Genomic DNA, 23,961 nt, shown 5'->3' on the forward strand with positions numbered 1-23,961 from the left:
CGATGGTGCTGGACGAGGTTTGGCGCCGACTCGAGGGCGTCGAACCGCTCAGTGGACCGCACGGTGGGCCGCTGCGACGAACCGTGAAGCTCATCCTGGATCCGCTTGTCATTCGCCCGGTACAGCATCCGCTGTGCGCGGGCCCGATCCTGACCGCCGACGGTGCGGTCCTGCTCGCCACCCGAATCCATGCCGCCGCTGACGTGCTGCGCGCGACGGCAGCGTGGTTTTCGCTGCTCAAACAGGTCCGGCGGACGCTGCGGATCACCGAGGGCAATCCGCAGGATCTGTATTTCCAGCGTGCCTTCGAACTGGCCACCACCTCGGGTATGCCGGATCCGGACCGGGACCGGGCGACCGCCGAGGCGACACTGCGCGACGTGCACGAATTCGCGGCGGGCCGCACGACGCAAGCGCTCAAGGAGTACATGACCGCGAGTGCGCGGACTGCCGAACTCGGGTCGTTGATAGATATCGCATGGGGACGGCGACCGTTGGGCGGACCGACCGGCGAGCACGCCGAACTGTTCGCGGCGCTGCTCGATACATCCGCGGCACGCGACGGTCGCAGCGCCGACGGGCAGCGGACATTCGATGAGCTGGTCGCCGCCCGCGCCGGGACGCACGGCGGAATCCGACTATGGGACAACAGCTTCGAACCGACCGCACATCAACTCGGGTTGACCGCGGTGCCGGTTGCGCAGCCACCGGAGCTCGGTTCATCGGCCTCGAAGGCCAGCCTCGGGCTGCCGTTCGATCGCACTATCTACGAACGCGTATTCACCGTGCTGCAGGCGTCGAGTGACCGGGCCGAACTGCCGCCCATTCCGGAATTGGTGACCACGGAGATCGCCCGAAGTTGTTCGCCCTGGGCACTTTTGGATGAATCTCTGCGGGTCGCGGCGACGGCGGGGGCCGCGCTTGCGCTCGGGTTGCGACCGATCGCATTGCATGGCACGCAGTCGGCGGCGGCCGAAACCGCGGCACATCGGGTGATCAATAGCCGCTGGCAGCGGGAGGCATACGTGCTGCAGGCGCGGCGGCTCGCGGTGCGCACCGATGTCGAAATGCCCAGTGGCCCATTGACGGCTATTGCCACCGAACTGCGCACGCCGTGGCGGCCCTATTTGCGGCGACTGTGGGTGCGCCTGCACGGACGCGATGTCAGGGAGTTCGGCGTCTATGAGCCGGACGAGCTGTGGGATCTGCTCGATGGTGTGGCGCGCTCGGTCATGCTGGACCATCGCATGCGGGTCAAACAGGCACTGAGTGTGAGGTCCCTTGTCACCGAGCCGGATCCGGCGGAATCGAGGGCGAGCTGATGAGTGCGACCGTGCGGATCGAACCGGGCGGGGACGGAATCTGGATCATCGCGCCCGAGGGCGCGCCTACGGTGTTGGACGATGCCGTGGCAATAGACGTGCTGGTGCTCGAGGTGCTCGGCGGTCATCTGTCCTGGAGTCTGCTTGCCGGACAGACAATCCCGGCCGCGGTGATTGATGATGTCGAGCTCGCTCAGGACTGGCTGTGGGCGGTGTACGGCGAGCGGATCGCCGTTGCCATTGCCGACACTGAGAGCGGCGAAACCGAATTCGCCGACGTGGCCGAACCCGCGGTACCGGATCTGGTGGCCGCCGCCTGGCGGCTCGGGTTCGCTTATTGGGCGGCGCGCTGGTGGCCCGCATCGACGATCGACGGCATCACGCCGCTCGACGACCAGCTGCTCGACCAGGAAATCACCGCATTGCGCGCGGAGTGCGAAATGCTCATCGATGACGATGAGCAGGCGCCCGACCACGAGACAGCACCCACGGATATTGCCGCCTCAGCCGGAATATCCGCTCGTGCAGAAGATTACGCGCTCGCTGCGGGTGGCGGATCCGGCGACCGTACGACCGGGGCGCTGTCGATCGGTCGAGGCACCGGTGGATGGGACTGGCGGCGGTGCCCACCGGGGGTTGTCGACGCCTCCGAGCGGGCGGTGTCTTGGGAATCGACACGAAATTCGGGCACCACGACGGTCCGCGTTACCGCGGTTGCCGCGCCCCAACTCGGTTCGGCCGCACCGGCACACCTGCGCCCGCGTGCGTTCATCACCACGCCCGTCGGTACCGCGGAAGCCGAGCTGAACCTGATCGGCGATCTGTGGACCGGCGCGGCCACCACGCCCTCGGATTCCGTCTCGACGGTGGATGTCTATGTGCCCGGTGTCGGCGCACCCGGTGCACCCGAGTTGAGCGGTCCGGAGATCCGGCGACAGATTCGTGAGTTCGCGGCCGCCCGATTGCGACGGGCGACCGTGGCAGACGATGCCGTCGACGCGCCCCTGCTGGCCGAAATCGCGGCCGCCGCATCTGATTCGGACTTCTGATGCCCGCCGATGACGGTCGCGAACTGCTCGCCGATGGAGCGGCCGCCTATCAGCGTGGCGATGTCGCCGAGGCCAGGCGGCTGTTCGAGGAAATCGCCCGGACGAGCACGGATGGCTTGCGGATCAGCGCGCTGGTCAATGCCGCGAGCATGTGTGATGAACTGGGCGATCATGCCGGGGCGATCGTCATGTTTCGCGAGGCGCTCGCGGAAATGCCCGCGGACGCGATCGAAAAGCGGTCCGCCGCACTGATCAACCTCTCCCAGGCGCTGCAGCACGTCGGCGATCTCGACGGTGCGCAGGAGGCGCTGGAGCAGGCGCGGGCGCTGCTCGCCGAACACGATGACGAGAGTATGCAGCGGGTGGCCTGTCTACTTTCGCTGACCGCAGTGGCATTTCATCGCCAGCGCTGGGCTTATGCCATCGAACTCGCCACCGAATCCCTGGATGCGGCAGTGCGTTTCGCTCCGCACCTGACCGGACATCCGCTTTCTACGCTCGGCGGTATCTACTTCGAGACCGGACGGCGCGAACTCGCCGTCGACTTCATGGGACAGGCGTTGGCCGCCTTCGATGCCGCCGGTGATCGCAATGCCGTCGCCGAAACGGAACAGAATCTGGCCGTCATGTACGTCAGGTTGGATCGGTTCGACGAGGCGGAACAGCCGTTGCGTTCCAGCCAGGAGTACTTCGAGCGTGCCGAACTCGGATATCGGGCGGGCGTCGGGCTGAAGACCATGGGCTTTCTCGCCGAGGGTCGTGGCGATACCGCTGCGGCGCATCAGCTCTATCGCCGCAGCCTCGACTATTTCCTTGCGTCCGGTGCGGTGCTCGATGCCGCCGATGTGCGAGTTCGTCTGGCGACCGTGGCGTACTGGAACGGGCAATACGACGAGGGGGAAGCCCTCATCGGTGCGGCGTTCGCCGCCTATGCCGAGCGCGGTCTCGGATTGCACTGTGCCCAAATCGATTTCTGGCATGCCGCGCTGTTGGAGTCGGTGATCGAGGCGGCCGAAAAGCCGGATGCCGAGCTATTGGGGCGGGCGGTCGATCTCGCGGTGTCGTCGGCGCTGGCCATCGACGCCGTGCGATACACCCTGCCCAATGGCAATCAGCGCGAGAAATGGAATCGCCAGATCGCCGATCCGGCAATGCGGATGGCATTTCGGTTCGCCTATCTGTCCGGCAATGGTCCGCTGATCGTGGACCTCATCGAAACACAATGCGCGGGTACGACATTGGATATCGCCAGATCCGCGGTGGCTGCGCCGCCGCGCCTGCCGCTCGAATTATTCGATCCACCGGCTGCGGTGGCGCAGCCCACGGTGCAGGTCGGGACCGGGTCGCAGAGTGGGTCGGCACCGCAGCTGGGCACAGCTCTGGCCTCGGTCGCGGCGAGCGCGGGGCTGCCGGTGGCGCCGCCGCCGCTAGTGGCCGTCGCACCGGACGGACATATCGCATTGGGCGCGTATATCGAGGCCGCCGAGCGGCGGTACGGGCATTCGGTACGGGACAGCCGGGTGTTGCCCGCATGACCATTTCCGAACAACCGACCGTCATTGTTCGGATGGCGGATGCCGGCGATCTGTACATGTCGTGGCGCTGGTTGGGCGATGAATACGCCCAGGGTGCGAGCATGCTGCCCGGGGATGCGATCACCGATGCCGTCGAGCAGCTCGTGCGGGCGCTGCCGAATCCGGCGGTGCCCGGGGGGCTCGAACGCGCGATGACCACCGGCACATTCGCCTCCTATGATGCGGAATATCTTGTTGCGCAGTCACTTTCGCGCGCCTTGTTGCCCTATGGTCTTGCCGCACAGTTGTACGACCTGCATGTACGCGGTGTACGCCCACATATTCGGCTGCAACCCTCGCCCCGGGTAGCTCAGATCCCCTGGGAAATCATCGCTCCCGATCCCGAGCTGCGGCTGGTGGATATCGCCGATGTCAGCCTGCTCGCCCCGGCCAGCATTGTGCACGGTCCGGACCGCACGGCCCGGGCTTGGTCCGAGACGGGCTCCTTGCCAGTGGTGGCGGTACTGGACCCACGCGTTCCCGGGTTCCGCGCCGATTCCGCGCTCGGCTCCGTCCTCGGCCGAATGGACCCGAAAGCCCCACTCGCGCAACGGGTTGCCGCGTATTCCCGCGAAGGCAGACTATTGCCCACGGTCGACGATCCGATCGACGCATTCCGCCGCACCGATATCGATCGACGCTGGTTGAGCGCAGCGCTGCGCGGCGGTGCCAGCCGCCTGACCTATGTGGGACATGTGACCGCCGCGGCCCCCGAATCCGGCCAGAGCGAAGCCTCCGAACTACACCTGGCCTGCGATGCCGAATCCATCGGCTTCGCCACTCCCATCCGAGCCCACCGCCCCCTCTCGGCCAAGGACCTACTACTCGGCACCCACACCCTGACTACCGAACCCGTTGCCGGACCTCAACTCTGGCCCATTCCGAGCCGAGTCGCCTTGATCGCCTGCGAAAGCGGCGGCGATATGCGCTTCAGCGAGGCCCTCGGCCTGGTCGCCGCCATGATCAACGGCGGCGCCGAACTGGTCACCGCCAGCCGCTGGCCCCTGCCCACCGACCTGGCCTTCCAACGCCTCGCCGGCGCACCCCCCGAAGCCCACCCCCTCCAAGACGCCATCTGCGCCATCGACGCCGCCCACGAACACCCGGACCCGGTGACCGCCCTCGCCAACTGGCAACGCTCTCGCCTCACCGCCTGGCGCACCACCCGCGCCATCGAACACTCCCCCCTCCTCTGGTCCGCCTTCGCCACCGTCCGCACCTGACGGCCGGACGGCCGGTTATGCGTCGGATCGCTTCGACACGACGACCCGCCGAAAAAATCTACAGCGGCAACAGTAGACATTCCACGCAGTGTGCGGTAACTTCTGTGACGTCGGAAGAGAAGGAAGTATCCAAACGGCACGGGAGATGATGAACTGCCCGTGATGGTAAGACGGCGGACGCGGACGCAGGACCAGCAGGTACGACGGTCCCACCGCTCGCCGGGCAGGAAGATGAAGTTGCACGGAAAGATGAAGTAATCCCGTGAGTAGAGAGGAGGCATTGCCCGTCGGGTCACCCGCGAAGATATGCAGTTGGGGTGATCGCCGACGTCTCGGTTACATGTCGGAAGACGAAGTAATTCCCCCTTTCAGTGCCCCGGCGCCGCAGGCGCCGGGGCACTTCGGCGTATGGAGGCATCACGATTTCTGAACCAACGACCGCGAACGAGAAGTTCGACGATGACGACTACCCCGCTTACACCATGGGCCGGGCCGCGGATTTGCTCGGCACCACCCAAGCATTTCTGCGCAGCCTGGACGAAGCGGAACTGATCACCCCGCAACGCTCCACCGGCGGGCACCGCCGCTACTCCCGCTACCAACTGCGTATCGCCGCACGCGCCCGCGAACTCATCGACCAAGGCACCCCCCTGGAAGCAGCGTGCCGCATCATCATCCTCGAAGACCAGCTCAGCGAAGCACTCGAACTCAACGCCAAACTCACCCAGCAGGACTGACCAGTCTTTGCCACCTTCGGCCGGGAAAGGCCCCGGTGGCAGTCCGTGCCGGATCAGTCACTATCGGGCCGGGGCTGAGTTCGGCCACCCGATTTTGACGCCATCGCGGTCCTTGACCTCCCCATCGGGTCACGAGTTGCGCCACCAGTAGCAGTGCGCGCCCGCCCGAATGGTCGGGCCACGGATCCACGCCGTCAGCTGAGTCCGGTCATCCGCCGGGGGAGAGCCGGCTTGCCCCTCCCCATCGGACGCTTCCCCGGCTTGGCGAGATCATCATGAGCCTGCACCAGGTACAGGATGCAACCCGAGACTTCCGATCCACTCCCGTTGGCGGGAACCTGCAGCGGTTTTCGGACTCAGGACCGGTGAGCCAGGAGGTGTTGCATGAGGAGGCGGGTGAGGGATTCGGGGGCTTCTTCGGGGAGCCAGTGGGAGGTGTCTTCGAGCATTTCGAAGCGGTAGGGGGCGGTGACGTGACTTGCGGTAGCCAGGGCGGCGGTGGGGGCGATGGTGGGGTCTTCAGTGCCCCAGATGTAGAGGGTGGGGACGGTGATCGAGGCGGTCGGACCCGCGAGCGGAAAGGCTCGGTACCAGTTGAGGGCCGCGGTGAGGGCATCCGGGCGGGTGAGGCGGTAGATGTAGTCGTCGATGCGTTCCTCGGGAATCTTCCAGTCGAAGATCTTGCGGAGGGCGGCGGCATCGTCGGCGAGAAGGGCGCGCTCAGGGCTGCGAGGCTGGCGGAAGTAGGTGAAGTGCTGGGCTCGTTGGGCCTGGTCTTCGTCCTCGATCATGGCCTGTAGGAAGGCGGTGGGGTGCGGCTGCGATACGGCCGTCATGGTTCGGATTCGTGCCGGGTGGTCGGCCGCTACCGTCCAGGCGACGTGCGCGCCCAAGTCGTGGCCGACGAGATCGAAACGCTGCCAACCCAATTGGTCGGCGATGGCGATGACATCGGTGACCAACTCCTCGACCCGATAATCGGCGACATTTTCGGGACGCACATCCGACGAATAACCGCGCTGATCGGGCGCGATGACATGGCAGCCGCCGCCACCGAGCGCGGCCAGCTGGAACTCCCATGCGATGGCCGATTCCGGAAAGCCGTGCAACAGCATTACTTCGCGTCCACCGGGTTCGCCGCTGGTCAGGGCGTCGAAGGTGCCGAATTCGGTCGGGATCCTGGTTGCCTCGAGCACGCCCTCGACTTTAGAGGCCGGCACCGACCACAAACGCCGAACGCGGCATCGGGCAGCAACCGGCGAAGCCGGCGGGGTGGATAAGCGCTGCCGATGCCGCGTTTTGCGGGGTTTATCGATGGGATCCAATATTCAGCGGGCCTTGCGGATGCCGAGGTACTGCAAGGCCGCGAAACCTCCGACGGTGGCTGCCTGCATGACGGTCCAGATCGAGCCGACCAGGTTCAATTCGAGTGCGCCCTCGACGAGGGCGACCAGGCTGACCACCACCCAGGCGGCATTACCAGCGGCAACCACGGCGGCGGCCTTGGTATTGACGGTCTTGGTCATGCCGACCAGGGCAACACCTATGCCGTAGAGGGTCAGAAATATTCCGATCGGGATGCCGATCTTGCTGTCCAAGCCGAGCAGGGATTCCAGCGGTCCCGAAAGTGCAAGGTAGGCAAGGCCGTTGACGGTGGTGACGACCGAGTCCAGTCGCAGCGAAGTGCGCAGCAGGTTCTGACCGGGGGCGAGCAGGGTGGACATGTAGGTGGGGGCACTGGTGGTCATGACGGTATTTCCTTCTGGGGTAACGAGTTCGGACGACTAGGAGCAGCCGCCACCGGAAGCGCGGTGGCTGCGGCGGGGTCGGTCGGGCGGGGTCAGGCGGCGGCCGGAACCCTGTCCAGGAAGCCGTAGACGTTGGCGATACGCCCGTCCTCGATGACCGCGACGTCGAAGCCGACGACGACGGCGGGGGCGTCGACGGGGCCGAGTTCCCAGGTGAAGCGCACCTGGTTGTGGTGGGCGTCGAGCGGTCCGGCGAGGGTGAATACCCAACCCGGGAACTGGGCCTGCACACCCGCGATGGCGGCATCCAGTTGGTCGTGTCCGGCGACCGCCGCCAGCGGGTCGACGTAGCTGGCCTCGGGGGTGAACACGGCTTCGATTCCGGCTTTGCGGGCAGCCGCGTCGGTGGTGTTCCAAACTTCCAGGTACTGTGCGACGAGCTCGTTCATGATGGCCTCCTAGGCTTCTGATCTGCGGTTTCTCTGTCGTTCTTGCTGACAGGAACTACGTTATGAGCAGAGCCGGGGGTGCCGAATCAGTCATCTATAAGTACTTTTCGCCGACCTATACGTATGCGGTCAGCGGGTTAGAATTTGCGTCGAGGCGCCGAACAGAACGCACCGGTCGCGATTCGCCACCAGACGAAGGGGGCGATGGCCAGGCGTTCCGCGCCCGCCGGACCGAGGTGCTCGGTCAGCGCGACGATCAGCCCCCGGCGGCAAGACGTATCACGCCGCCGCCTCACAGGTCCAACATCATCTCGAATTCCAGTCGGGGATCATCCGGGGCGATCGCACCCGGCACCCCGGTCCGCAATCCGTGCCGCAGATACATCGATTTCGGGCGGCTTGCGACGAGCTGCGGCCGGGGTTGGACCGGAGCGCGGCACGGTGGACTCAGTGGTCGTCGTAGTGGCCGTTGTGGGCGGCGTGGCGGTGGCCGTCGTGGAGATAGTCGACGTGGTCGCCGTGCTGGACGGCTTCGTGGCCGCAATTGGGGCCGTGGGTGTGGTCGTGGCCCGCGTGTTCGGTGTGGCCGGCGGGTTCGCATTCGTCCCAGTGACCGTTGTGTTCGCGGTGCAGGTGGCCGCCGTGGGCATAGTCGGTGTGGTCACCGTGCGGGACTTCGGTATGGCCGCAGCCGGGGCCGTGGGTGTGCTGGTGTTCGGAGTGCTCGGGATGCGCTGTGGTCATCGGACATCCTCGTTCCATTGCTGGATATGCGGCGCCTAGCGTGGCGACACATTAACAGGTGCGCATCTATCAACTTTACTAGAGATGTGCTGGGCGTCACAGAACCTGCGAGAGGAAGCGCTGCAGTCGCGGGGTCCGCGGGTTGTCGAACAGGGCATCGGGTGTGCCGGTTTCCACCACCTGACCAGCGTCCATGAACAACACACTGTCGGAGACGCTACGAGCGAAACCCATTTCGTGGGTCACCACGATCATCGACATCCCCTGGGTAGCCAGATCCGCCATCACCGCGAGAATGCCCTTCACCAGCTCCGGATCCAGCGCTGAGGTGGCCTCGTCGAAGAACATGATCTCCGGCTGCATGGCCAGCGCACGGGCGATCGCCACCCGCTGCTGCTGCCCACCGGATAGATTCGCCGGCCGCGAATCGGCCTTCTCGGCCAAGCCGACCACCTCGAGCTGCTCGACGGCCAACGCCCGAGCGGCATCCTTGGACAGACCGCGCAACTTACGCGGCCCGAGCGCCACATTGTCCGCGACCGTCTTGTGCGGGAACAGGTTGAAGTGCTGGAACACCATCCCGATGCGTTGACGCAACTTATCCGGATCCTCGGTGAGCACCGACTTGCCGTCCAACAGCACATCACCCTGATCGGGTTCGTGCAGCCGGTTCAGCACGCGCAGCAACGTCGACTTGCCGGACCCGGACGGCCCGATGACGGTGGTTGTCTTACCCGCGTCGACATGGATATCGACGCCGCGCAGCACATGGTTGTGGCCCAGCGTCAGATGCAGACCGGTTCCGGTGAGAGAGGAACTCATTACCCGCGCCCTTCCGTGATCGTGGCCGCCTCGACCTGGTCGATGGGCTGGTCGGGTCGGCCGGTGCGCATCCGGTGGTCGATATAGTTCACCAGGTGCGTCAGCGGGATGGTCAGCAGCAGGTAGACCAGACCGGCGGCCACCAGCGGGGAAAGATTTCCGGTCTGCGCGTTGAGATCTCGGCCGACCGCGAACAGCTCGCGCTGGGTCGCGAGCAGTCCGAGGAAGTAGATCAGCGAGGAATCCTTGACCAGCGCGATGAACTGGTTCATCAGCGCGGGCAGTACCCGGCGCACACCCTGCGGGATCACCACCAGCGTCATGGCCTGGCGGTAGCCGAAGCCGATGGCGCGCGCGGCCTCGAGCTGCCCCGCCTCCATGGATTGGATGCCGGAGCGGAAGATCTCACCGATATAGGCCGAGGCCAGCAACGCCAGCGCGATCGCGCCGAGCCAATACGGATTGTTGCCGGTGATATTGCGAACGACAGGACCGATGCCGAGTCCGATTATCAGGATGATCACCACCGCGGGCAGGCCACGGAAGATATCGGTGTAAACCCTTGCGGGCCAACGCAACCAGCGCGTCCGGGAAATGCCCGCGACCGCGAGCAGCATGCCGAGGATGGTGCCGAGCACACCCGAGACCACCGCCAAGATCAAGGTGTTCGGCAGGCCGGTCTTGAACAGATCGGGAAATGCCTTGCGGTACAGCGACCAGTCGAAGAACGTCTCCTTCAACTGCTGCGTTGTCGATTTCGGCGCGTTCTGTCCGCTGTCGGTGGTCTTCTTCTCCGCGGCAATGGCTGCGAAGTCCGGAAGTTGCGGTGCCGGTGCGGCTTTCGAACCGGGCTGCCAACCGGGCGGCAACTGCCTCGGCACCCAGTCGGCGTAGAGCTTGGCGTAGGTGCCATCGGCGATCACGGCGTCGAGACCACTGTTGAGCGCGTCGATCAGCGGCTGATTGTTCTTGGCGATCGCGTAGCCGACGAAATTGTCCAGGCTGAAGGTGTTCTGGATGATCGTGGTGCCGTCACCCGACTTCACCTGCCCCTCGGCCTGCGCCGACGGCGCGACCCAGGCATCGACCTGACCGGACTTGAGATTCGCGTACGCGGTGGCGTAATCCGGGAACTTCACCGGATCCAGATGCAGTTGGTTGACCACGTAATCGTCCTGCACCGTGCCCTGCACGACGGCGATCCGGTTACCGCGGCCCAGATCCGAAAAGCCCTTGATGGCACTGCCATTGGGGACAACGAGCGAGAAGTACCCGAAGTCGTAACCGTTGGTGAACCCGACGCGTTCGCGCCGCTCCGCGGTGGTGGTGATATTCGACGAACCGACATCGAAGCGACCGCCGGAGACCTGCGAAAGCAGTGGTGCGAATTCGGTGCCCGAGAATTCCACCTGGAGACCGAGTTTCGCACCGATCGCCCGCAGCAGCTCATTGTCGAAGCCGGTGAACGAGCCCGCCGAGTTCAGGCAGATGCTCGGCGGTGCATCCGAGAGCGTGCCGACGGTGAGCTTGCCGGGCGTGATCAGCCGCAGCTTACTGGTATCGATCGCCGATACCGGCTGTGTGCTCGCGGTGGTGTACTTGTCCGCGCCCGCCGAGGACGCGGAGCCGAGGTTCGTCGGTGCGGCCGAGGCCGCGCTCAGTCCGGGCGGCGCGCATTGGTCTCGGTTGGAGGAACCGTCGCCGGAACCGCAGGCCGTGGCTGCGAAGCCGACGGCAAGCAGTAGCACGGCGATCAACGCACGAGACCGCACAGCGGGCAGACCAGCCATGGTGAGGAACCCTAGCGTCCAATTCAGCGCTAATAGGTAGCTACCCCGTGGCGCACGCACTCGGGTGAACCGCGCACTCGCGCCCTACAGCCGCCAGGCGTGCGCGGACGCGCCACCGTAACCCGATCCCGGAATTCGGATCACGGTGATTCGAACCCGATCGTCGACCGGCGTTACGCCGCCGACGGAGCACGATTCTCGAGATCGGACCGGGTCAGGCCAGCCCTCTGACCGGCTCCGGATTGACCTCATCCCGCCAACGAATCGCCCGCTCGACCTCACTCAGATCGAACTTCGGCCCGCTCACCCCGATGGTGAACAGATTCACCCCGGCCTCGACGAACCTCGACGCCCGCTCCGCGCCCGGCCATTGCACCGAGCGCTCGATCTTCGCCTGATCGGTGCCGACATCCGTGCAGTGGTCGGTGAGCACCTTGTTCTTGTGCGCGAGCGCGTCGAGGTCGGCGAAGGTGTGCCAGATATCGGCGTACTGCGCCACCAGCCGCAGCGTCTTCTTCTCGCCACCGCCGCCGATCAGGATCGGGATATCGCGCGTCGGCTGCGGGTTCAGCTTCTTCAGCCGGGCGGTGAGCCGGGCCATATTCGCCTTCAGCAGCGCGAGCCGGGTTCCCGCCGTGCCGAATTCGTAGCCGTATTCGTCGTAGTCCTTCTGGAACCATCCAGCGCCGATGCCGAGAATGAGTCGGCCATCGCTGATGTGATCGACAGTGCGGGCCATATCGGCGAGCAGATCGGGATTGCGGTAACCGCCGCCGGTGACCAACGCGCCGATCTCGATCCGTTCGGTCTGCTCGGCCCAGGCGCCGAGCATGGTCCAGCATTCGAAATGCGCGCCGTTGTGGTCGCCGCTGAGCGGATAGAAGTGATCCCAGTTGAAGGCGATATCGACGCCCGCGTCCTCCGCGCGCAGTACCGCATCGCGCAGGAGTCCATAGTCTGCGGCGTGCTGGGGCTGTAGCTGTACGCCGATTCGAACCGGTCGGGTCATGAGTCTGCTCCTCGTCGCTCGATCTGGTTCCCCGATCGAGGCTACCGGCGCGATCGCTCTTCGGGATTCGTTGCGCGAACTCGAGCGCATCGTGTGCGAAGCGAGCACATCCAGTAATATCGCCGGTCAACCCTTACTCGGATCGTCCGGCACGTTCCTGCCGGTGATGGGATGTGATTTGTCATGGCCACCGTGACCTTCGATAGCGCGACCCGGCTCTACCCCGGCACGTCCAAACCAGCCGTCGACAAGCTGAACCTCGAGATCGCCGACGGGGAATTCCTCGTTCTGGTCGGTCCGTCCGGCTGCGGTAAGTCGACCTCGTTGCGGATGCTCGCCGGACTCGAGGATGTCGACGACGGGCGCATTCTGATCGGCGCCAACGACGTCACCCATGCCGAACCCAAGGAACGCGATATCGCCATGGTGTTCCAGAACTACGCGCTCTACCCGCATATGACCGTCGCGGAGAATATGGGCTTCGCGCTCAAACTCGCCAAGGTCGCCAAGGCGGAGAAGCAGCGCCGGGTGCTGGAGGCGGCCAAACTGCTCGACCTCGAGCCATACCTGGATCGCAAGCCGAAGGCGCTGTCCGGCGGTCAGCGTCAGCGCGTCGCGATGGGCCGGGCGATCGTGCGGCAGCCGCAGGTATTCCTGATGGATGAGCCGCTGTCGAATCTGGACGCGAAGCTGCGGGTGCAGACCCGCACCCAGATCGCCCAGCTGCAGCGTCGCCTCGGCACCACCACCGTGTACGTCACGCACGACCAGGTCGAGGCGATGACCATGGGCGACCGGGTCGCGGTGCTCAAGGACGGGCTGCTACAGCAGTGCGCGACACCGCGCGATCTGTACCGGAATCCGGCGAATGTGTTCGTCGCCGGGTTCATGGGTTCGCCCGCGATGAACCTGTTCACGTTGCCGGTCGCCGACGGCGCGGTCGAACTCGGCGGCGCCACGCTGGCGGTGCCGCGATCGGTCGCCGATGCCGCCGAGGGTTCGGTGGTGGTCGGCGTCCGGCCAGAACACCTGGAACTCGGCGCGGCGCAGGACAAGTCGGGCATCCAGATGGAGGTCGACGTCGTCGAGGAGCTGGGCTCCGACGCGTACATCTACGGCCGCACCATCGCCGAGGGCCCCACGAACGGCGCTGGCGAAACCATTGTCGCCCGGGCAGATTGGCGCAACCCGCCGGAGAAGGGCACCCGGGTGCAGTTGACGGCCACACCGGAACACACCTACTTCTTCTCCGCCGTCGACGGCCGCCGCCTGTCCTGAGACCGCTGCGCGTGCACTTTCGCCAATCCGAAACTTCCTACCGGATGCCAGCGAAAGCGCACGCGCAGAAACGATTCCGAGCATTCAGCGGTCCGGTCAATGAACTCCTGCCAGGGCCGCGAGCATTATTTCGGTGACCACCTGCTGGGCTTGTGTAGCGGTGCCGGGGTGCGTGTAGTAGTCCACCCAGAGCAGGTCCGCACCGCGGCGGACTATGGCCGAACCGTATGCGGTGCCGTCCTTGCCCTCGTCGTTGTAGACAGCGCAGGCCGCGTCCCCGAGACCGCTCACACTGTGGAACTGCCCGGCGAGCGCGTTGTTCGCACAGGATGAGACGAGTGCGTCGGCGGCACGATCGACACCCGAGTCCCAGCCGACCTGGCCATAGCGCAGCAGCCGCACCCCCAAGAAACCATAGGTATCGGAGCCGATCGGACGGCTCTTGTCGGTGTAGTACTGGCAAGCCGCATCGGAACCCGACGAGTAGATCGCACTGGGCTCGGGCATGCCATCCGGTACCAAACGCTCGAAAAGGCTGGTACCGATCGCCGCGCACAAGTCGGGCGGGGCAGCTGCGGCCGGATGCGACTGCTCGTACATGGACCCGAGTTTCAGGTAGAGCGCGAAACCTCCGAACATGAGAACCACAGCAGCCAGTGGCAGCAGACAGCCCCACCGGCGCGACGGTGTGGACGGCATATCTCCCCTTCGGACTTTCGAGCGAGTCTAAGCGCTGCGCGCGCAATCACCGCCCTCGCCGAGTCGACGCCATTGGCGTTCGCCCGCGGCGGAAGGCCACGCGAAGACCACGCCGTGTTCGTAAACTCGACGCTCGAACGGGGATCGGCGCGAGGAGCGGGTAATGAAGATAGCGGTGCTCGGTACCGGGCAGGTTGGACGCAGGCTCGCGAGCAAGCTCGTCGAGCTCGGTCATTCGGTGACGCTCGGGTCCCGGACCGCCGATAATGCGGCGGCGACCGAGTGGGCGAACGAAACCGGGGGCGCGCACGGCACTTTCGCTGATGCCGTGGCCGAGGCGGAGTTGGTGATCAATGCGACGTCCGGCACCGTCTCGCTGGCCGCGCTCACTGCGGCGGGAGCTTCGAATCTGAGCGGGAAAGTGCTGGTGGATGTGTCGAACGCGCTGGATTTCTCCGATGGATTCCCGCCGAAATTGGCCACGCCCGAGGCGGGCAGCGTTGCCGAAGCGATCCAGCAGGCATTCCCGCAAGCGCGGGTGGTCAAGACCCTCAACACCATGAACAACCAGCTCATGGTGGACCCGTCTCGAATTCCGGGGCGCCACAACGTCTTTCTGAGCGGCGATGACGAGTCGGCCAAAGCCGAGGTGGCGACCCTGCTGAAATCCTTCGGCTGGTCCGATGAGCAGATCATCGACCTGGGCGGTGTGGTGACCGCGCGCAGCACCGAACCCCTTGTGCTGCTGTGGGTTCACCTCTACAACAAGTTCGGCACCGAGGACATCAACTACGCGGTGGTCACCGCCTGAGCGGATTACTTCGCCGAGCGGATGGCGCGCGAATATTCGGGGTTCAGCCGCACCCCGAGCTCTTCCAGGTCGAGCTCGCGACCCGATTCGCTGCGGACCTGCACCCGAACCGGCGCGCCACTGGCTTCCTCGACCAGCAGCAACGGGGCCGGTCCCGGCTGCAGGTACACATCGCCCCACTGCATGAGTGCGAGCACAACGGGCAGTAGATCGCGGCCCATATCCGTCAGTACGTACTCGTGGCGGGTCCGCTTGCCCTCCTCCTGATACGGGCGTTTGGCGAGCAGCCCCGCCTCGGTGAGCTTACGGAGCTGACCCGACGCCGCGGCATCGGTGATGCCGACCCGGGCGGCGAAACCGTCGAAGCGCGTGGTGCCGTAATACGCCTCGCGCAGGATCAGGATCGCCGAGCGGGTGCCGATGAGGTCCATCGCCTTCGCGATCGAGCATTCCGTGGGTTTCCACGCGCTCAGATCTGCCAACGGTCCTTCCATTACGGCTGCCATGACGAACATCATAGCGAAATCTGACTTGAGTTGACTATACCCAGGCGTTAACCTGACTATAAGTCAGTAGAGCCAGACATAAGAGCTCGGCTCGCGGTTCGAAAGGAACCACCATGAGAGACGCGGTGATTGTCGAAGCGGTACGCACGCCGATCGGCAAGGGGAAGCCGAACGGGGCACTGCACAACGTCAACGCGGTGGACCTGCTCGCCCACAGCCTGCGCGCGGTAGTCGACCGCAGCGGCATCGATCCGGCGCTCATCGACGATGTGATCGGCGGCATCGTCACCCAGATCGGCGAACAGGGTGCAAATATGACCCGGCGTGCCGCGCTGGCCGCGGGCTATCCGGAATCGGTTCCGGCGACGACGGTCGATCGCCAGTGCGGCAGCAGCCAGCAGGCCATTCATTTCGCCGCACAGGGTGTGATCGCTGGCGCCTACGACATCGTGGTCGCGGCGGGTGTCGAGTCCATGGGACGAATTCCCATGGGCGCGAACATGATCGGATCCGAGGACTTTTCCGGTGTCGGCTTCGCCGAGCGCTATCCGGAGGGACTGGTATCCCAGGGCATCAGCGCCGAACTGATCGCGGCCCGCTGGGGACTGACCCGCAGCCAGCTCGACGAATTCGCCCTCGGCAGCCACGAAAAGGCCGCGCTGGCAACGAAGAACGGCTCGTTCGCCAGCCAACTCGCTCCCATCGCCGGACTGGAAACCGATGAGGGCATCCGGGTCGGCAGCACCCTGGAAACCCTCGGCAAACTGCGTCCCGCCTACTTCGACGAGGCCATGGCCGCGCGCTTCCCGGAAATCGGCTGGCAGATCACCGCCGCGACCGCGAGCCAGGTCAGCGACGGCAGCGCCGCGGTGCTGATCATGACCAGCGAACGCGCCGAGGAGCTCGGGCTGAAGCCACTGGCCCGACTGCACAGCTTCGCGGTGGCCGGGGACGATCCGCTGCTCATGCTGACCGCCGTCATCCCGGCGACGCGAAAGGTATTGCAGCGCGCCGGACTTCAGCTGTCGGATATCGATCTTGTCGAGATCAACGAGGCATTTTCTCCGGTGGTGCTGGCCTGGGCGCACGACACCGGTGCGGATATGTCGAAGGTGAATGTGAACGGCGGCGCCATCGCCATCGGTCATCCGCTCGGCGCTTCCGGCGCACGCCTGATGACCACGCTGGTGCACGCAATGCAGGAGCGCGGCGCCCGATACGGTCTGCAAACCATGTGTGAAGCAGGCGGTTTGGCCAACGCAACCATTATCGAACGACTCTGAGTCACCGAGTGCCGCGGCACCGCTCCCGATCCGTGCCGCGGCGCTCAGACCGAAACCAGCACCACCGCGATCAGAAAGCCGACCAACCACGACTCGGCGATCAACGGCACCGCTACCAATGGCGTCCACGCAATGCGGCGTCGGTAGCGGATCTTCCCCACCATCCTCATGACCACCACAACTACCGAAAGCGCAATCCCAAGCCAGGCAACGCAATACGCGACGGGTAGGTAGCGCACACCCCCATCGGGATCGGCATCCCGTGCGAGAAATTCATACAGCGGCACAGCAGAGGCCACCACCCAGCCGAACCCGACCGCGAACACCGACCCGAGCACCGCCCGAATCGCATTCGCCAGCCGCAGCTCCCACTGACTCGACCCCATTCCCCCAGCATGCCCGGTAGATCGGTCTAATACATCCCAGCACCCACGGCACCGAGGCACCGAGGCACCGAGGCACCGAGGCACCGAGGCACCGAGGCACCGAGGCACCGAGGCACCGAGGCACCGAGGCACCGAGGCACCGTACTTGGGCCTGAGTTCGCCGACGCGCACAGCAGCGATACTGGAGCGAAAACGGGATCCCGGGTACGTGACCCACCGAACTCATTGCGGCGGGCCACACCGTCCGCCTCGGCAGTAGGGGTACCGAACGCGGCCGACGAGGAACCGGCCGCGCGCGGACCGACTCCGCGCGCACGTGATCCACCGATTCCGACGGCCCCGCCAGTTACCGCGGGCGCACAGCGCGGGCGGGGACACCGCGCTCGATAGGCTGCAGAGTGATGACCGAAACCTTCGTCTACGCCATTCCGATGCGGACCCGGTTCCGCGGCATCACGGTGCGCGAGGGGATGTTGATCAGTGGACCGCTCGGCTGGGGCGAATTCTGTCCGTTTCCCGAGTACGACGATCGCGAGGCCGCTGGATGGCTGGCGACCGCGGTCGAGCAGGTGTCGGTTGGCTGGCCGGAGCCGGTGCGGGAGCGGATTCCGATCAATTGCACGGTTCCCGCGGTCGATCCGGAGCGGGCGCATGCGATCGTCGCCGGGTCCGGATGCCGCACGGCGAAGGTGAAGATTGCCGATCATCCTGATTCGCTGGGTGAGGATCTGGCGCGCGTCGAGGCGGTCCGGGATGCGCTGGGGCCGCAGGGCTCGGTTCGGGTGGATGCCAATGCGGTCTGGGACGTCGAGACGGCTGTCACGCACATAAAGCAGATCGACCGTGCCGCAGGTGGTTTGGAGTACGTCGAGCAACCGTGCCGCACCATCGAGGAGTTGGCCGCGGTGCGTCGCCGTGTCGATGTGCGAATCGCGGCCGACGAATCCATCCGCCGCGCTGAGGATCCCCTGCGTGTCGCAGTAGCGGGGGCCGCAGATATCGCGGTCCTCAAGTGCACCCCATTGGGCGGTGTGCGCCGGGCACTCCAGGTCGCCGAGGCCGCCGGACTGCCGTGCGTCGTCTCCTCCGCCCTGGAAACCAGCATCGGTCTGGCCGCCCAACTCGCCCTCGCCGCCGCCCTACCCGAACTCGAATTCGCCTGCGGCCTAGGCACTTTGTCACTTCTGGAAGGCGACCTCGTACACGATTCACTCCGTCCGGTCGACGGCTACCTGCCGGTCCCGAAGACTCCGCCCACACCGGACCCCGCCCTGCTGGAGCGCTACCGCCACCCTGACCCAGCACGAATACGCTGGTGGGAAGACCGCCTTACCCGGGTCCGCGCACTGACCCCGCCCAAGTGACCGTGTCGCGAAGGTAGTTGGCCACGGCAAGCAGTAAACCCTGTCGCACGCGGCATTCCCAGCAGATCGGCGTTGCGCAACCGTGTTCGCGCGAATTCGACGGCGCTGGACACCGGGGAGACGGGCGCACCACAGCCCGGCACCGCAAGTTCGTAAACCCCGAGCCTCGATCGAGCATCGCGACAGCCTCAGCTCAGGCGGACACCGCAGCCGAGCATGCTCGACCGCAAAACCAACCCGGCCTCGGGCCCGATAATGCCGTCGACGAGTTCGAGGTAGCGGCTACAGAACTCGGGTCCGTGCGGAGCAACCGAGCCGACGGCGGGCTCGAGGTGATGGGCCAGTTCGTGCAGAATCACCAATTCGCGCAGGGCCCATGCGGTCGCACCGGTGTGCAGCGGAACAGCTAGCACCGCGTCAGCGGCCTCGTAGTGAGCGGCGGCGGTTCCGGCGCGAGAGCGGACCCGGATGGGTGTCGCGGCGCGGTCCCATTGCGCCCGAACCCAATTGAGGGTCAGCACCTTATCCGCATAGGCCTGCACCGATTCGACCGAGGCGAAGCGACGCTCGATCGGCAGCGTGAGGTGCGAACCGTAGAGCTCTACCGTGCGGACTCCGTTTTCATCCGCTCGATCGAATACACCCCGCACCAACTGCTCGGCGTCATACACCTTGGCGCGCTGGGTATCTCGCGCACTCACCGGGCCCAGCTCACCGTTCACACCCATGGTCGAGCCCGCTCACGCCGAGCCGGGCAATTCGCATGTCACGCAACGAATTCGCTCATTTCGACCCACCGGGCAATTGCCCACGCGCGGCACCGAGTTCGGGAGACGTCCCGAGCCGCGCCGCCTTTCCGGCCCGATCCCCCGCACGCCGGGCCGCAGCGGAATGCCCGGCCGACGCCTGTGGACCGCGCCAGGTCCCACGGGCATCGGAGGTCTTCTTATAAAAGTCAGTGAGCTCGATTTCCTTATTACGCAGGGCCAACGCCGTACCTGTCGCGACGGTTTCGGGCACTACCTCGGCCTCCACCTCCGCCTTGACCTCGGCCAAACGGCGACCGATCCGCGCGGCGAATGCCATCTGAAAGTTCAGCCGCGCGGTAACCGCCGCAACCGGCGCTTGCACGCGCTGCTGCACTCTTCGGCCCCAGCGTTTCTCCGTGACGATCTTCTCAACGGTGGCCGACCGATACTGCCCTGATTTGATGTACTGATCCGACGCACGCACCATCTGCACCAGCAGACTGGCGTATAGGGCTTCACAGGTATCGATATCGGAATCGAAGCCATACGCGTAGAGCTGCGTCGAAGTGCGCGCAACATCGCAGCGCACATCATTGGCCGAGGCGATCGCCACGAACAACTGCACGTAGGTGCGCAGCCCTTTCTTACCTGGTTCACCGATCGGAATCATCCGCTGCACCGGCGTCGGCCTGCGCTCACGTCCGGCGATATGCGCGCGGGCGACCGTCAAGTCGATCGAGGACCTGGTCGCCAACCGCTGGGCCGCGGCCAGAAACGCCTCGGCCTCGTGCTCGTTATCGGTCGATTCGGCTTGGCGCAGCAACCCACCGATCCGGGTGAGCATCCGGTCCGGAACCGCATTCGGCGAAGTCATCGACAGCCAGCCTAACCGCATCGCGAGTGACCACGACCGGGCTACGAGCGACTATGACATTGCAGCGGTAGCGTCCGCCCCGGCTGGACAGTGCCCCTGTTGCGGGCACAATCGCTGCGTCACATATAACAACCATGTATCTTGCCTTGTGCACCTGCAGGGTGTGCTGCTGCTCACGTCTCGACCTTGGAGTGTTCGCGATGGCTTTGAAAAAGGTGATGTCCCTACGTTCGTCGCTCGTACCACGAGCGGCGTTGGCGGCCGCCTCTGTTGCGCTGCTCACGGCGACGTTCACCAGTGCCTGCTCCGGCGATAACGGCGGCAATCCATCCAGCCAGAACCTGACCGGCCGCGGCCCGATCACCTACGTGGAGGGCAAGGACACCACCGAAACCGGCGCGGTCAAGCAGCTGATCGAGCGCTGGAACGCCTCGCACCCGGATGAGCAGGTCACCTTCAAAGAGCAGTCCAACGACGCCTCGCAGCAGTACGACGATCTGGTCGAGCACATGCGCTCCAAGCAGTCCACCTACGATGTGGTCGCCCTGGACGTGCCGTGGACCGCGGAATTCGCCGCGAAGGGCTGGATCCAGCCGCTGAAGGACACCTTCTCCATCGACACCTCGGCGCTGCTGTCCCCGACGGTCGCCAGCGCCACGTACAACAACACCCTCTACGCCGCGCCGCGAAACACCAACGGCGGCTTGCTGTTCTACCGCAAGGATCTGGTACCGAATCCGCCCAAGACCTGGAGCGAGATGTTGGCGCAGTGCCCGATCGCCAAGCAGAACAATATGGGTTGCTACGCGGGCCAGCTGGCACCGTACGAGGGCCTGACGGTGAACGCGGCCGAGGCCATCAACGCCTACGGCGGCACCTTCGTCGGTGCGGACGGCAAGACCCCGACCGTGAACACCCCGCAGGCGCGCGCCGGACTCGAGGTGCTCGTCGACGCCTACCGCAACGGCGATATCCCGAAGGAAGCCATCACCTTCAAGGAGCCGGAGAGCGCCAACGCCTTCAATACCGGCAAGCTGCTGTTCATGCGCAACTGGCCGTCCACCTTCGGTGACGCGGGCGCGGAATCCTCCGCGGTCAAGGACAAGTTCGCCGTCGCGCCGCTGCCCGGCGAGAACGGCGTCGGTGCCTCGACCCTCGGCGGCTACAACGCGGCAATCAGCGCGTTCTCCAAGAACAAGGCCACCGCGCTGGACTTCCTGCGCTACCTGATCAGCGAGGACGCCCAGCACATCGTCGCGGCCGGGGCGCTGCCCTCGGTGCGCGCGTCGATGTACGACGATCCGGCGCTGATCGCGAAGATGCCGTACCTGCCCGCGCTGAAGGATTCGATCGCCAACGCGGTGCCGCGTCCGGTCACCCCGTTCTACCCGGCGGTGTCGAAGGCCATCCAGGACAACGCTTATGCTGCGTTGAACGGAACCAAGTCCGTCGACGACGCGATCACCGGTATGCAAAAGGGCATCGAGACAGCCGGATCGTAGCGAGTACAAGAGCGGACCCGACCACCCCGTAGGAGAGAGAAACGGTGTCGGATCCTTCGGGAACGGCCACTCGCGTGTCGAGCGACGGCGATCTGCCGACAAAGCGCGGATTCGGTGGCACCTTGGTGTTGGAGTTGCGGCGTTCCGGTAAGGCGTGGTTGTTCGTCACGCCCGTACTGATCACCCTGGCGGTGGTCGTGGGCTATCCGGTCTTCCGCGCGTTGTACATGTCGTTCCAGAAGGATCCTGGACTCGACCCCTCGACCGGCATGTTCGTCGAGGGCGGCAACGCGGGCTTCTCGAACTACACGCACTGGCTGCTGCAGCAGTGTCAGGCAGCCGGCGAAACCGTCTCCTGCCCGACCGGTAATCTCGGCTCGCAGTTCTGGCTGGCCATCGGCGTGACGCTGTTCTTCACGGTGATCACGGTGACGCTGGAGGCCACCCTCGGCCTCGGCATGGCCATGGTCATGGGCAAGACCTTCAAGGGCCGTGCCCTGCTGCGCGCGGCGGTGCTGGTGCCGTGGGCGATTCCGACCGCGGTCACCGCCCGGTTGTGGGAGTTCATGTTCCAGTACGACGGCGTGGTGAACCGGGTCTTCGGCACCCACATCCTGTGGACTTCGGAGGCCTGGCCCGCGCGGTTCGCGGTCATCGCCGCCGATGTCTGGAAGACCACGCCGTTCATGGCGTTGCTGCTGCTGGCCGGTCTGCAGGTGATTCCGGCCGATGTGTACGAGGCCGCGAAGGTCGACGGGGCCTCGGCCTGGCAGCGCTTCACCCAGATCACGCTGCCGCTGCTCAAGCCCGCGCTGCTGGTCGCGGTGCTGTTCCGCACCATGGACGGACTGCGCCTCTACGACCTGCCCGCGATCATGACGCTCGGCAACCCGTCCACCCGCCCCATTTCGGCGCTGGTGGTCGAACAGGTCCGCCAAGGTCCCAATAGCGCGGCGGCACTGTCGACGATCACCTTCCTGCTGATCTTCGCGGTGGCCTTCCTGCTGGTAAAGGTTTTGGGCGCCAATGCCGTTCGGACCCAGGAAGAACAGCGGGAGGCGCACTGATGACCACCGTGACCACGAAAAAGTCTGCGGCGCAGGCTCCTTGGACCAAGCGCCTGGGTTCGGTGCGGCTGTATTCGGGTGCGCTGATCGTGCTGGTGTGGGGTCTGGCCCCGTTCTACTGGATGGCCGTCACCGCATTCCGCGATCCGGTCTACACCTTCGACAACACCCCGTGGCCCACCCACGTCACCCTGGAGAACTTCCGCAACGCCTTCGATACCAGCCGCGGCAACGACTTCGGCAAGGCACTGCTCAACAGCGTCATCATCGGCGCGGTGACCACGGCGGTCGCGCTGGTGCTCGGCGTGCTCGCCGCTTACGCACTGGCGCGGCTGACCTTCAAAGGCAAGTACCTGGTCTCCGGGCTCATCCTTTCGGCATCGATGTTCCCGGTGGTCGTGCTGGTCACCCCGCTGTTCCAGCTGTTCACCAACCTCGGCTGGATCGGTGAATACCAGGCGATGATCATTCCGAACATCTCGTTCGTGCTGCCGATGACCGTCTACATCCTGGCCTCGTTCTTCGCCGAACTGCCATGGGAACTCGAGGAGGCCGCCCGCATCGATGGCGCGACCAAGATGCAGGCCTTCCGGCTGGTCATGCTGCCGTTGGCGGCGCCAGCGGTATTCACCACGGCGATCCTGGCGTTCATCGCCTCGGTCAACGAATATCTGCTGGCCCGGCTGCTCTCCAGCGATAAGACCGAACCGGTGACCGTCGCGATCGCGCGCTTCTCCGGTAACAACCCGCTCGTGCAGCCGTACGCCGCGATTATGGCGGCGGGCACGATGGTCACGATTCCGCTGGTCATCATGGTGCTGCTGTTCCAGCGCCGCATCATCTCCGGTCTCACCGCGGGTGGTGTGAAGAGCTAGTACGCCTGCCGCATGGCTTGAATCCCGTTGCGGCGGTAATACTCGGTGTAGGATCTCGGGTCATTTCCGATCGTGTCCGTGCAGGTGAGTTTTACCGACG

General features: G+C 65.3%; 24 protein-coding genes. 12 read left to right on the top strand and 12 right to left on the bottom strand.

What is annotated here, in order from left to right:
• Positions 1-2: 2 nt before the first annotated feature.
• From AB0J47_RS21850 to AB0J47_RS21870, 5 genes are all read left to right on the top strand, one after another.
• A complete protein-coding gene (locus AB0J47_RS21850; RefSeq protein WP_364349079.1) occupies positions 3-1,322 on the top strand; it encodes a hypothetical protein in 1,320 nt (439 codons plus the stop codon).
• Positions 1,322-2,371: a hypothetical protein gene (locus AB0J47_RS21855; RefSeq protein WP_364348646.1), complete on the top strand. Its 1,050-nt coding sequence runs from the start codon at positions 1,322-1,324 to the stop codon at positions 2,369-2,371. The genes AB0J47_RS21850 and AB0J47_RS21855 overlap by 1 nt, the downstream gene beginning before the upstream one ends.
• On the top strand, positions 2,371-3,906 hold the full coding sequence (locus AB0J47_RS21860; RefSeq protein ID WP_364348649.1) for a tetratricopeptide repeat protein: 1,536 nt from the start codon (positions 2,371-2,373) through the stop codon (positions 3,904-3,906). Before AB0J47_RS21855 ends, AB0J47_RS21860 begins: the two co-directional genes overlap by 1 nt.
• Positions 3,903-5,168 carry a CHAT domain-containing protein gene (locus AB0J47_RS21865; protein ID WP_364348652.1) on the top strand — a complete coding sequence of 422 codons (1,266 nt, stop codon included), beginning with the start codon at positions 3,903-3,905 and terminating at the stop codon, positions 5,166-5,168. The genes AB0J47_RS21860 and AB0J47_RS21865 overlap by 4 nt, the downstream gene beginning before the upstream one ends.
• A 482-nt stretch (positions 5,169-5,650) precedes the next feature.
• A complete protein-coding gene (locus AB0J47_RS21870) occupies positions 5,651-5,905 on the top strand; it encodes a MerR family transcriptional regulator (protein ID WP_364348655.1) in 255 nt (84 codons plus the stop codon).
• Between the two features lie 356 nt (positions 5,906-6,261).
• Here the strand turns inward: AB0J47_RS21870 and AB0J47_RS21875 are convergent, their stop codons facing one another.
• The 7 genes from AB0J47_RS21875 to AB0J47_RS21905 all read right to left on the bottom strand — a co-directional run bounded on the left by AB0J47_RS21875 (position 6,262) and on the right by AB0J47_RS21905 (position 12,467).
• Positions 6,262-7,101 carry an alpha/beta hydrolase gene (locus AB0J47_RS21875; protein ID WP_364348658.1) on the bottom strand — a complete coding sequence of 280 codons (840 nt, stop codon included), beginning with the start codon at positions 7,099-7,101 and terminating at the stop codon, positions 6,262-6,264.
• Positions 7,102-7,233: 132 nt separating this feature from the next.
• Positions 7,234-7,653 carry a hypothetical protein gene (locus tag AB0J47_RS21880; RefSeq protein ID WP_364348661.1) on the bottom strand — a complete coding sequence of 140 codons (420 nt, stop codon included), beginning with the start codon at positions 7,651-7,653 and terminating at the stop codon, positions 7,234-7,236.
• A gap of 92 nt (positions 7,654-7,745) precedes the next feature.
• On the bottom strand, positions 7,746-8,102 hold the full coding sequence (locus tag AB0J47_RS21885) for a nuclear transport factor 2 family protein (RefSeq protein ID WP_364348664.1): 357 nt from the start codon (positions 8,100-8,102) through the stop codon (positions 7,746-7,748).
• 447 nt (positions 8,103-8,549) lie between these two features.
• The gene (locus AB0J47_RS21890) at positions 8,550-8,846 is read right to left on the bottom strand and encodes a hypothetical protein (RefSeq protein ID WP_364348667.1); all 297 of its coding nucleotides are present in this window, start codon (positions 8,844-8,846) and stop codon (positions 8,550-8,552) included.
• Between the two features lie 96 nt (positions 8,847-8,942).
• Complete coding sequence (locus tag AB0J47_RS21895; RefSeq protein WP_364348670.1) at positions 8,943-9,668, bottom strand: amino acid ABC transporter ATP-binding protein; 726 nt, start codon at positions 9,666-9,668, stop codon at positions 8,943-8,945.
• Complete coding sequence (locus AB0J47_RS21900; protein ID WP_364348673.1) at positions 9,668-11,458, bottom strand: ABC transporter substrate-binding protein/permease; 1,791 nt, start codon at positions 11,456-11,458, stop codon at positions 9,668-9,670. Before AB0J47_RS21900 ends, AB0J47_RS21895 begins: the two co-directional genes overlap by 1 nt.
• A 214-nt stretch (positions 11,459-11,672) precedes the next feature.
• Positions 11,673-12,467 carry an LLM class F420-dependent oxidoreductase gene (locus AB0J47_RS21905; RefSeq protein ID WP_364348676.1) on the bottom strand — a complete coding sequence of 265 codons (795 nt, stop codon included), beginning with the start codon at positions 12,465-12,467 and terminating at the stop codon, positions 11,673-11,675.
• A gap of 183 nt (positions 12,468-12,650) precedes the next feature.
• Here AB0J47_RS21905 and ugpC point away from each other — a divergent pair, with 183 nt between their 5' ends.
• Positions 12,651-13,745 (top strand): sn-glycerol-3-phosphate ABC transporter ATP-binding protein UgpC, encoded by a 1,095-nt coding sequence (ugpC, locus tag AB0J47_RS21910; protein ID WP_364348679.1) that lies wholly within the window; start codon positions 12,651-12,653, stop codon positions 13,743-13,745.
• 96 nt (positions 13,746-13,841) lie between these two features.
• Here ugpC and AB0J47_RS21915 read toward each other — a convergent pair whose 3' ends face one another.
• Positions 13,842-14,444: a hypothetical protein gene (locus AB0J47_RS21915; protein ID WP_364348682.1), complete on the bottom strand. Its 603-nt coding sequence runs from the start codon at positions 14,442-14,444 to the stop codon at positions 13,842-13,844.
• Between the two features lie 163 nt (positions 14,445-14,607).
• Here AB0J47_RS21915 and AB0J47_RS21920 point away from each other — a divergent pair, with 163 nt between their 5' ends.
• Positions 14,608-15,255, top strand: coding sequence for an NAD(P)-binding domain-containing protein (locus AB0J47_RS21920; protein WP_364348685.1), 648 nt, complete (start codon positions 14,608-14,610; stop codon positions 15,253-15,255).
• 5 nt (positions 15,256-15,260) lie between these two features.
• Here AB0J47_RS21920 and AB0J47_RS21925 read toward each other — a convergent pair whose 3' ends face one another.
• A complete protein-coding gene (locus AB0J47_RS21925) occupies positions 15,261-15,773 on the bottom strand; it encodes a helix-turn-helix domain-containing protein (protein ID WP_364348688.1) in 513 nt (170 codons plus the stop codon).
• A gap of 101 nt (positions 15,774-15,874) precedes the next feature.
• Here AB0J47_RS21925 and AB0J47_RS21930 point away from each other — a divergent pair, with 101 nt between their 5' ends.
• Entirely contained in the window at positions 15,875-17,044 is a 1,170-nt protein-coding gene (locus tag AB0J47_RS21930; protein WP_364348691.1) for an acetyl-CoA C-acyltransferase, read from the top strand.
• Between the two features lie 44 nt (positions 17,045-17,088).
• Here the strand turns inward: AB0J47_RS21930 and AB0J47_RS21935 are convergent, their stop codons facing one another.
• Entirely contained in the window at positions 17,089-17,430 is a 342-nt protein-coding gene (locus tag AB0J47_RS21935) for a hypothetical protein (RefSeq protein ID WP_364348694.1), read from the bottom strand.
• A gap of 401 nt (positions 17,431-17,831) precedes the next feature.
• Between AB0J47_RS21935 and AB0J47_RS21940 the strand changes: the two genes are divergently transcribed.
• Positions 17,832-18,794, top strand: a complete 963-nt coding sequence (locus AB0J47_RS21940; protein WP_364348697.1) for an o-succinylbenzoate synthase — start codon at positions 17,832-17,834, stop codon at positions 18,792-18,794.
• Between the two features lie 188 nt (positions 18,795-18,982).
• On the opposite strand, the gene AB0J47_RS21945 is transcribed toward AB0J47_RS21940, so the two are convergent.
• Positions 18,983-19,495: a TIGR04338 family metallohydrolase gene (locus tag AB0J47_RS21945; RefSeq protein WP_364348700.1), complete on the bottom strand. Its 513-nt coding sequence runs from the start codon at positions 19,493-19,495 to the stop codon at positions 18,983-18,985.
• Positions 19,496-19,577: 82 nt separating this feature from the next.
• A complete protein-coding gene (locus tag AB0J47_RS21950; RefSeq protein WP_364348703.1) occupies positions 19,578-20,417 on the bottom strand; it encodes a DUF2786 domain-containing protein in 840 nt (279 codons plus the stop codon).
• Positions 20,418-20,617: 200 nt separating this feature from the next.
• On the opposite strand from AB0J47_RS21950, the gene AB0J47_RS21955 reads away from it, so the two are divergent.
• The 3 genes from AB0J47_RS21955 to AB0J47_RS21965 all read left to right on the top strand — a co-directional run bounded on the left by AB0J47_RS21955 (position 20,618) and on the right by AB0J47_RS21965 (position 23,861).
• On the top strand, positions 20,618-21,919 hold the full coding sequence (locus tag AB0J47_RS21955; RefSeq protein WP_364348706.1) for an ABC transporter substrate-binding protein: 1,302 nt from the start codon (positions 20,618-20,620) through the stop codon (positions 21,917-21,919).
• A gap of 122 nt (positions 21,920-22,041) precedes the next feature.
• The gene (locus AB0J47_RS21960) at positions 22,042-22,986 is read left to right on the top strand and encodes a sugar ABC transporter permease (RefSeq protein ID WP_364349082.1); all 945 of its coding nucleotides are present in this window, start codon (positions 22,042-22,044) and stop codon (positions 22,984-22,986) included.
• Positions 22,986-23,861: a carbohydrate ABC transporter permease gene (locus AB0J47_RS21965; RefSeq protein ID WP_364348709.1), complete on the top strand. Its 876-nt coding sequence runs from the start codon at positions 22,986-22,988 to the stop codon at positions 23,859-23,861. Before AB0J47_RS21960 ends, AB0J47_RS21965 begins: the two co-directional genes overlap by 1 nt.
• The last annotated feature ends 100 nt before the right edge of the window (positions 23,862-23,961 follow it).

This window comes from Nocardia sp. NPDC049737 (genome assembly GCF_040674755.1).
Taxonomy (GTDB): domain Bacteria; phylum Actinomycetota; class Actinomycetes; order Mycobacteriales; family Mycobacteriaceae; genus Nocardia.